The sequence below is a fragment of the Haloferax sp. AB510 genome (assembly GCF_024136985.1).
Classification (GTDB): domain Archaea; phylum Halobacteriota; class Halobacteria; order Halobacteriales; family Haloferacaceae; genus Haloferax.
In genome coordinates, this window is record NZ_JAMYJY010000137.1 from 1 (window position 1) to 8332 (window position 8332).

The following is an 8332-nucleotide window of genomic DNA, read 5'->3' on the forward strand; positions in this document are numbered from 1 at the left end:
TCGACCGTCGTCGGCGCGACCCGCGACCGGCGAGGAGCGATGGAGCTACGACGCCTCGACAGCGTCACCGGGGCTCGTTGCCCGCGACGGCGTCGTCTACACCCCAGCCGGCGTCGACCACGAGCAGAACGGCGTCGCCGCACTCGACGCCGCGACCGGCGAGGAGCGGTGGCGGCGCGAGGACCTCCCGCAGAGTGGCGTCCCGCTCGCGGTGGGCGACTCTCACCTCTACTACAACGCCCACCGCGGGAACGTGTTCGCCCTCGCCCTCGAAGACGGGTCGACGCAGTGGCAGGCGTCGATTCCGCTCCCGGAGAACGGTAGCCCGCGGACCGCCGTCGCGGGCGACACGCTCCACGCCCAGACCTCGCGGGGGAGTCTCGCCGCGTTCGACGCCGCCGACGGCGCAACGAAGTGGACGCTGTCGCTCGATGCGGATACGTTCGCTCGGCCGCCGGTCGTCGCCGGCGATACTCGGTTCGTGGCGAGCGACGACCGCCTCTCCGCCATCTCGGCGGCGTCCAGCGAGGAACTGTGGTCGAAGGCGCTCGACGTTCGACCCACCGGTGGCCTGTCGGTCCGCGGGTCGGAACTCTACTTCGCCGGGACGGGCAGGAACCCCGGCGTGTTCCGCGTAGCCGACTGAGGCCAGCGGGCCGTCACAGGGGTTGCGGACCCCGAGTTTCGCGTCCGTACGACGCCCTCGCCGTCACTCGAACGTGTACGTCCGGTACCGTCGAACCGCGTACCGGTACGAGCCGTAGGAGACGCCGACGGTCACCAGGAGGTACAGCCCGAGTCCGGCGGCGAGAAGCGGCGTCGCGGAGAGGTGACCGGTCACGCCGAACCACGTGGCGACGAGGCCGATGACAGTGCCGGGGCCGACGACGAACATGAACGCCATCAGCACGAGCGTCGAAGGAACGACGGTCGTCGTGCCCCAGAACTCGCGTTCCTCGTATATCGGGTACGCCGCGCCGATGCCGACCGAGAAGGCCGCCGCGGCGACGCACATGAGGACGCCGACGAGCGCGAAGCCGACCGCCGACAGCGGCGACGTGCCGAGGGCGACGGTCGCCAGCGGGAGCGCCGCGGCGACCGGAACGCCGAGAATCACGCCGGCGAGCACGCGACCGCGGACCAGCGTCCGGGGCGCGGTCGGAGTCAACAACAACATCGGAAACTGCGGGTGGTCGTCGCCGATGGGGTTGAGGCCGAACGTCGCGCCCGCGAGATAGGTTCCCAGGCCCGCCCCGCTCGCGGCGAGCAGCGGTCCGAGGCCGTCGGCCGAGGACTGGACGATGGTCGTCCCGAGCGGGCCGAGGAAGAACACCAGCATCACGAGATGCGTGAACTTCTGCGGGTGGCGGACGCCGCGGACGAGCAGGCCCCACGCGACGTGGCCCCCGTTCGTCCCCGCGAGCGGTTTCGGCGTCGAGAAGCCGCCGGACGAGCTATCAGCCTTCGTGCTTGGAACCGACGAGACTCGGTCGCTTCCGCTCGTGCGGTCGGTGAACCAGAGGGCGCTCGCCTGCCGGGTGGCGACGACGAGACCGACGGGCGTGAGTGCGACGATAGCCGCGAAGGTGACGATGGCGGCCGCCGAGAACGGTCTGGCGACCGGAGTCCCGACGAATGCGAGCGCGAGGTAGTCTGCGAGCGGCCCGAACGTCAGCGTCGCCGCCAGCCACTCGAGCGGGAGCGTCCCCTCGGCCAGCAACCGGCCGAACGACTGCGAGACGAGGACGAGCCCCACCATCGCGACGAAGCCGACGACCTTGAGGGTGCGCCGGACGCCGGGCAAGCGCTTGAACCCGCGGAGCACGGCGACGCCGACCGCGTAGCCCCAGACGGTCGTACAGCACGCCAGCGGGGCCGCGACGACGGCCGTCGTGAGCAACAGGGACGGCGCGCCGAGACCGGCCGTGAACGTCGCGGCGACGACTGCCAGCGGGAGCCCGAACCAGAGACCAATTCGACCGATTTCGGCGGTGATGAGCCCGATGACGATGGCCCGCGGATGAACCGTCGTGAGCACGAGCGACTCGTTTTCGACGCGGCCGATGCGTTCGAGCGTCCGGAACGCCGCGAGGAGCGTGAGCCCCACGGGTATCGCGGTGGCAACGAGGTCGAAGAAGGGAATCTCGGTCACGGACTGCGCGCCTCGGCCGACGACGTAGACGGCTGGAAGCGAAAACAGGAGGGTTCCACCGAAGAACAGCAAGAACAACAGGAGGCCGATGATTCGGCGCGTCTCGGAGGCGTACCCCCGGAGACTCCGCACGAACTCGGCGCGCCCGATTCGCAGGCCGTGGCGAACGTCTCGTCGGAGGCTCATTCGTCGGCGACACCCGACAGTTGCGTCTCGTCGCTCGTGACCGCGAGGAACGCGTCTTCGAGCGAGCCCTCGCCGCCCGTCTGGGCGCGCGATTTCACCTCGTCGGGCGTCCCCTCGGCGACGACGCGACCGTCGAACAGGACGCCGACCTCGTCGGCGACGGCCTCGACCACGGGGAGGATGTGCGTCGAGAGGAAGACCGTCGCCCCCGCGTCGGCCACGTCGCCGATGGAGGTCCGAATCTGTCTCGCCGCGCGGGGGTCGAGTCCGGAGGTCGGCTCGTCGAGAAACAGCACGTCCGGCTCGTGGAGCACGCTCTGGATGAACGCGGTCTTCTGTTTCATCCCCTTCGAGTACGTGCCGATGCGCTTGTTCGCGTCGCCGACGAGACCGAACTGGTCGAGCAGGTCGTCGATGCGCGCCTCGGCGGTCTCCGCCGGGAGGTCGCGCAGGTCGGCGACGTAGTCGAGCTGCTCGCGCGCGCTGAACTCGTCGTACAGCGGCGGCGTCTCCGGGAGGTAGCCGACGTGCGGCGCGAGTTTTCGACGGTCGCTCACGTCGAGGCCGCAGATGCGGACCGACCCCGAGGTGGGCTGTGAGAGCCCCGTCAGGATGCGCATCGTCGTCGTCTTCCCCGCGCCGTTCGGCCCGAGGAATCCGTACACCGTTCCGCTCGGAATCGACAGCGAGACGCCGTCGAGCGCGACCTCGGAACCGTAGGACTTCCTGAGGTCAGTCGCTTCGATGGCGACGTCCGCGTTGGTGGAGGGCATGGGACGGCCCGCGTTTCGCCCCCCAGACGCCTAACGGTTGCGAATTGATACACGACCGACAGAAATGGCGTTGGTTCGCGGCGGTGTCAGGCGTTTACTCCCCCGGAGTTCGCCGGTCGAATCGACCGGTAGAACGCGGTCGAGTAGGCGGCGAAGAACCCGCCGACGAGACCGCTGACGAGCACGAGTCCGACCGCGATGGCGACCATGCCGACGACGCCGACCGTCGGGAGACTCGAAACCGCCGACGCGGCGGGAGCACCGGCTTCTGAACCGGTCACTGCGGCCCCCTGATGCTGGAGCGACGGGGTGAGAAGGAACGAAATGACGACAGCGAACGCGCCGACGAGGAGGCCACCGAGTCCGGTGATGACCGTGTAGCCGAGGACCGATACGAGGTTGTTCCTGACGCAGGCGACGCTCCGCTTGATGCCGTCGACCGCGCCGAGGTCGTCGATGACGATGGCGTGGCCGAAGAACTGCGAGACGAACACCACGGCGAGGTAGGTGAGGGTCACGGCGAGGACGACGACGCCCAGAATCGCGAGTGTAGCGGTACTCATCTCGCCGCCGCTCCCGAGGACAGCGATGCCGACGAACACCGAGGCGAAGACCCCGACGAACGACAACACGAGATTGACGGCCAGCAGGGAGAAGTACACCACGAGCAGCGAGACGTAGTGCGTTTTTCCTTCGCTAACGAACGTGCTGAGCGAGGTTCGACTGTCGATGGCCTCGTTTGCCATGCCGAGGACGCCACCGAGGAAGAACGGGAGGATAAATATCATGAGTCCGCTGAATCCCAGCGAGATGATGCTTCCGATGAGTGGGCTGACCGCCTGCGCGAACATCGACGGGAGTTGAATCAGGCTGAACGCCGCGGCGACGACGAACAGTATCGGGTTCCGTCTGAGGGACCCGGCGGCTGTACCGATGGATTGGAGGGCTGCCATACCGACCACGTCTCCGCACCGAGCAAAGAAAGTTTGGTTGACAGATCGTCTCTCCCGCGTCGGGTCTCCGACTCGCGATTCGGTCGCAAACGAACGCGAGACGGGTCGTATCTCCGAGACTGTGATTACATCTGTACCCGTGTAATCGGGATTTTTATGCGTGAGCGACCCGCTCACGGAGGAACGCGTCGACCGCATCCGCGACCCGTTCGGGGTCCTCACTGGGCCCGCCATGACCGAGCGCGTCGAACTCGACGAACCGGCTGGTCGGCAGGGCGTCGTGGACGTTCCGGGCGCTCTCACGGAGGAAGTCGGGGGCGCCGGTGCCGGCCATGACTACGGTGGGCGCGTCCACGTCCAAGCGGGTCGGAAGCCGGTAGCGCTCGACGGCGCGGTTCATCCGGACGACCGCTTCGGCGAGGGCCACGCAGTCGGGCCAGACGGGCCACTCGTCGAGCCACGCGTCGAGGTCGTCGATGCCGCCGGGGTGGAGCACCTGCTCGACGTAGCGTTTGACCGCCTCGCGCCGCTCTCCCGCCTCGACGAGCGCGGCCATGCGCTCCGAGAGGTCCGCCTCGATTCGGTACGCCTCCGGGAGCACCGCCGGCTCGTAGGCGGCGACGGCCGCCACCCGCGCGTCGGTCGCCGCTTCGAGAGCCGTGAGCGCGCCGTAGGAGTGACCGAACAGCGCCGGGTCGCGTCCGGTCGCCTCGCGAATCTCGTCGACGAGTTCCCGGACGTACTCGGCCTCGCGCTCCAGCACCGCCTCGGCGGGCGTCGTCTCGGCGTCGTCCAGACAGGTGCCGAAGCCCGGTCGCTCCGGGACGACGACCTCGTAGCCGCCGAGGTGCGGGACGACCGCGTCCCAGTACGCCGGCGGTGCCATCCCGCCGTGACAGCACAGAAGCGGCGCGCCGCTCCCGAATCGCTCGTCGGACAGTTCTGTTCCGCGTTCGAATCGAATCGGTTGCATCGCGGTCTCGCTTGTCGCCGGCGGCGGCTAAGTCGCACTCTCAGCCGTGCGGTCGTTTAAGTAGCTCCCACGCGCATCGACCGTTTCGGCCGCTTCGACACGCCCATAATCGACCGCCGAGAGAGCGGGCGTATGGGTCTCATCGCCGAGTTCGACATCGACTGCGGCGCGCTCCCGCTGACCGGGGTCGCGGCGGCGGTTCCGGAGGCGACGCTCGCGTTGGAACTCCAGTACAACCACGGCGAGCGGCCGATGTTCATCGTGACGGTCACCGGGGGAGAGACGCGGGCGCTCGAAACCGCCATGGGTGACGCCTTCGACGTGGCCGACTGGACGCGCATCGGCGAGTCGGGCGAGACCCGCCGGTATCAGGCTGTTCCGGCGCTGAGCTTCGAAGAACAACTCGGAGACAGCCTCGACGACCTCGCCGGACTGGAGGCCCTCGCCACCGTCGACGCCATTATCGAGCGCATCGAGGTCCGACAGAGTGGTTGGCGGCAGACAGGCTGGTTCGCGGACCGCGACGCGTTCGGGCGGTTCGCATCGTTCTGGCGGCGGAACGCCGGCTTCGAACTCCGACGACTCGCCCGCGACGGCGACCCCGAACCGCCGGGCGAGGGGCTCACCGACCGACAGGACGAGGCGCTCCGGACGGCGTACGAACTGGGCTACTTCGACATCCCCCGCGGGGCCACCCTGCGGGAGGTCGCCGACGAACTTGGTATCACCGCCTCCTCGGCCTCTGAGCGACTCCGACGGGCACAGACCCGGCTCATCGCGGAGACGGTGGCGACGACGTGGCCGCCGCTTCCGAGCTGACGAACCAACGACCCGAGGAACCAACGAGCTAACAGACCCGAAGAACCAACGAGCGACGGCCTGTCCGGCCGAGTCGCGCCCGGCGGCCGGTTTAACTCAGCCGAACGATGGCGCTCCGGCCAGCGAAGTAGACGCCGCCCCCGGCGACGCTCGGGCCGATGTCGAAGCGTTGGCGTTTGTCTCCAATCAGTTCCTGTTGCGTATTCCCGGTCGGGGCGTCGAGGACGGTCATCGCGCCGCCTCCGTCGTCGTGCGTCGGGACGAACACCTTCCCCGCACCGACGGCGATGCCGCTCGCGTAGCCCCCGGCGTAGTTCCGGTTGTCCCAACAGCGGGTCCCGTCAGCCAGCGCGAGCGTGACCAGTCGGTCGTCGGTCGCGACGTACACTCGACTGCCGTCGGTCGCGATGGTCTCGGGCCGCCTCGGGCGGCTTTCGTCCCTCGTCTTCCTCGGTTCGAGCCGATAGCGCCAGCGCTGTTCGCCGGTCTCAGCGTCGAATCCGAGCACGCTTCCGGCCTCTGTCCCGACAAGGACGGTCCCCTCGACGACCGAGACGTTACACGCGATTCGGGCGCTCGTCTTCGCGCGCCAGCGCTCCGTCCCGTCGGCCGCGGCCAGCGCCCGGACGTAGGTGTCGTCGCCAGCAGTGTAGACGGTGTCGCCGTCGACCGCGGGCGTCGAGTCGGAGGGGAACCCGGTCGCGGCCCGCCAGCGGGTCTCGCCGGTCGAACGCGCCAACGCGTGGGTCGCCACGCCCGACTGGACGTAGACGGTGTCACCCGCGACGATGGGACTCGCGCCGAAGATGCCGCCGTCGATGTCTTCTCGCTTCCAGCGCCGGTCTCCCGTCGCCGCGTCGAACGCGTGGGTCTCCGCGTTGGTCACGACGACGAGCGTCCCGCCACCGACTGCGGGCGCGGGTTCGGGGTCGGTGAGCGGTTTGGTCCACACCCGCTCGCCGGTCGCGGCGTCGACCGCGGAGAGTTCGTCGTCCATGTCGTGGACGTAGACGGTGTCGTCGGCGACGACCGGGACGTGGTGGCCGACGTAGGTCTCGACGGGCACCGTCCAGTCTATTCCGAGGTCGCCCTCGGGGACGGCCTCGGCCGCGACGGCTCCGGTGTTCGTCGCCGGGCCCATCACGCCGCGCCAGTCTGTCGTCGCGGGTTCGACGGGGTCGTACTCGGGGCACTCCCCGCTCGTCGGGTTGTGTTCCGACCGCGTTCCGAGACAGCCCGCCGCGCCGATGACGGCGGCGCTTCCGAGACTCGCCAAGAGCCGTCGCCGAGTCGGTCGCTTGCCGGTGTCGGTCATGCGACCTTCACCACCCCGTGGTGCGCGTGGGTCAGATACATCGCGTCCCCGGTGACGACCGGCGACGCCACCGGCCGCCTGTAGTACGGCTCGGCGAAGTAGTTCCCGCTCCGAAGCCACTCGTCGGCGTCGCCGCCCCACAGCCGCGTCCCGTCGGCGGCGGAGACCGCTCCGGTTCGGATGTAGACCCGCCCGTCGGCAACGGGGGGACGAGCGAGATACGGGAGTGCCGTCGGGTCGCGGTCGTAGCTCGGCGGCGCTTCGTTCACCACACGCCACTGTTCGACGCCCTCGCTCCGCGAGAGCGCGTAGAGGTTCTTCCCGCCGACATAGACTCGCTCGTCGTCGACCGTCGGCGGGCCTGCCACAGCCGAACCGGTTACGAACTGCCACCGCTGCTCGCCGGTGTCGGGGTCCAGCGCGTAGACGGTTCCGCCGACGGTCGCGTACAGCACGTCGTCGGTGACGGCGAGGCCGTTGGGTGACCGGCCGTACCGCCCGTCGAGCACCGTCCGCCAGCGCCGCCTGCCGCCGTGGTCGTAGCCGAGGACGACGACCGCCTCGCGCTCCCGCTCGAACGGCGTGAAGGCGGCGTAGACGCCGCGGTCGTCGGCGACGGGCATCGTGGTTTCGACCGGTTCGTCCGGACCGACGAGGAGCTCCGTCGGCCCCGGTCTATCAGCGGCCCACAGCCGACTCCCGTCGCTTCCGACGGCGTGCAGGCGACCGCTGCCGCTTTCGACGTACAGCCGGTCTCCGTACGCCATCGGCGTGCCGAGCCGGCCGCCGAGGTCCGCGGTCCACTCGCTTGACCCGTCACTTCCGACGGCGTGGAGCGTGCCGTCGTAACCGCCGATGACGACGGTTCCGGAGCCGTCACCGGCGACTGCGGGGCTGCCGCCGAGGCCGTCCGCGAAGCCTTCGACCCACTGGAGCGACCCGGATGCGGCGTCGATTGCGGCCAGTGGGCTCACGAAGTCGTCCGGCCTGTAATAGTGGGTAGCGAGCCCGGCGACGTAGACGGTGCCGTCGGCGACGACCGGCGGGGAGAGCGCGCCGTAGAGCGGTGGGTCGGCGGAACTCCGCGAGACGCTCCACGAGACGGTTCCCTCGGTCGGGCCGGCGGGCGCGTGACCCGTCGCCTGCGGGTCGTAGCCGGCG

General features: G+C 69.5%; 8 protein-coding genes. 2 read left to right on the plus strand and 6 right to left on the minus strand.

All coding sequences use genetic code 11. From position 1 onward, the window contains the following. Positions 1-646, plus strand: a 646-nt coding sequence (locus NKF06_RS18610) for a PQQ-binding-like beta-propeller repeat protein (protein ID WP_253246263.1), incomplete at its 5' end; no start/stop codon positions are given. Between the two features lie 63 nt (positions 647-709). Here the strand turns inward: NKF06_RS18610 and NKF06_RS18615 are convergent. The 4 genes from NKF06_RS18615 to NKF06_RS18630 form a co-directional block, all read right to left on the minus strand. After that, positions 710-2338, minus strand: coding sequence for a hypothetical protein (locus NKF06_RS18615; RefSeq protein WP_253246264.1), 1629 nt, complete (start codon positions 2336-2338; stop codon positions 710-712). Further along, entirely contained in the window at positions 2335-3111 is a 777-nt protein-coding gene (locus tag NKF06_RS18620; protein WP_253246265.1) for an ABC transporter ATP-binding protein, read from the minus strand. The genes NKF06_RS18615 and NKF06_RS18620 overlap by 4 nt, the downstream gene beginning before the upstream one ends. An 86-nt stretch (positions 3112-3197) precedes the next feature. After that, positions 3198-4064: a hypothetical protein gene (locus NKF06_RS18625; protein WP_253246266.1), complete on the minus strand. Its 867-nt coding sequence runs from the start codon at positions 4062-4064 to the stop codon at positions 3198-3200. Between the two features lie 154 nt (positions 4065-4218). Then, the gene (locus NKF06_RS18630; RefSeq protein WP_253246267.1) at positions 4219-5037 is read right to left on the minus strand and encodes an alpha/beta hydrolase; all 819 of its coding nucleotides are present in this window, start codon (positions 5035-5037) and stop codon (positions 4219-4221) included. A 132-nt stretch (positions 5038-5169) separates the two neighbouring features. Here NKF06_RS18630 and NKF06_RS18635 point away from each other — a divergent pair, with 132 nt between their 5' ends. After that, positions 5170-5856, plus strand: coding sequence for a helix-turn-helix domain-containing protein (locus tag NKF06_RS18635; RefSeq protein WP_253246268.1), 687 nt, complete (start codon positions 5170-5172; stop codon positions 5854-5856). A gap of 91 nt (positions 5857-5947) precedes the next feature. Here the strand turns inward: NKF06_RS18635 and NKF06_RS18640 are convergent, their stop codons facing one another. Both NKF06_RS18640 and NKF06_RS18645 read right to left on the minus strand, forming a co-directional pair. After that, a complete protein-coding gene (locus NKF06_RS18640; RefSeq protein ID WP_253246269.1) occupies positions 5948-7171 on the minus strand; it encodes a PQQ-binding-like beta-propeller repeat protein in 1224 nt (407 codons plus the stop codon). Continuing rightward, a partial coding sequence (locus tag NKF06_RS18645; RefSeq protein WP_253246270.1) for a PQQ-like beta-propeller repeat protein occupies positions 7168-8332 on the minus strand: 1165 nt, incomplete at its 5' end. The genes NKF06_RS18640 and NKF06_RS18645, both read right to left, overlap by 4 nt.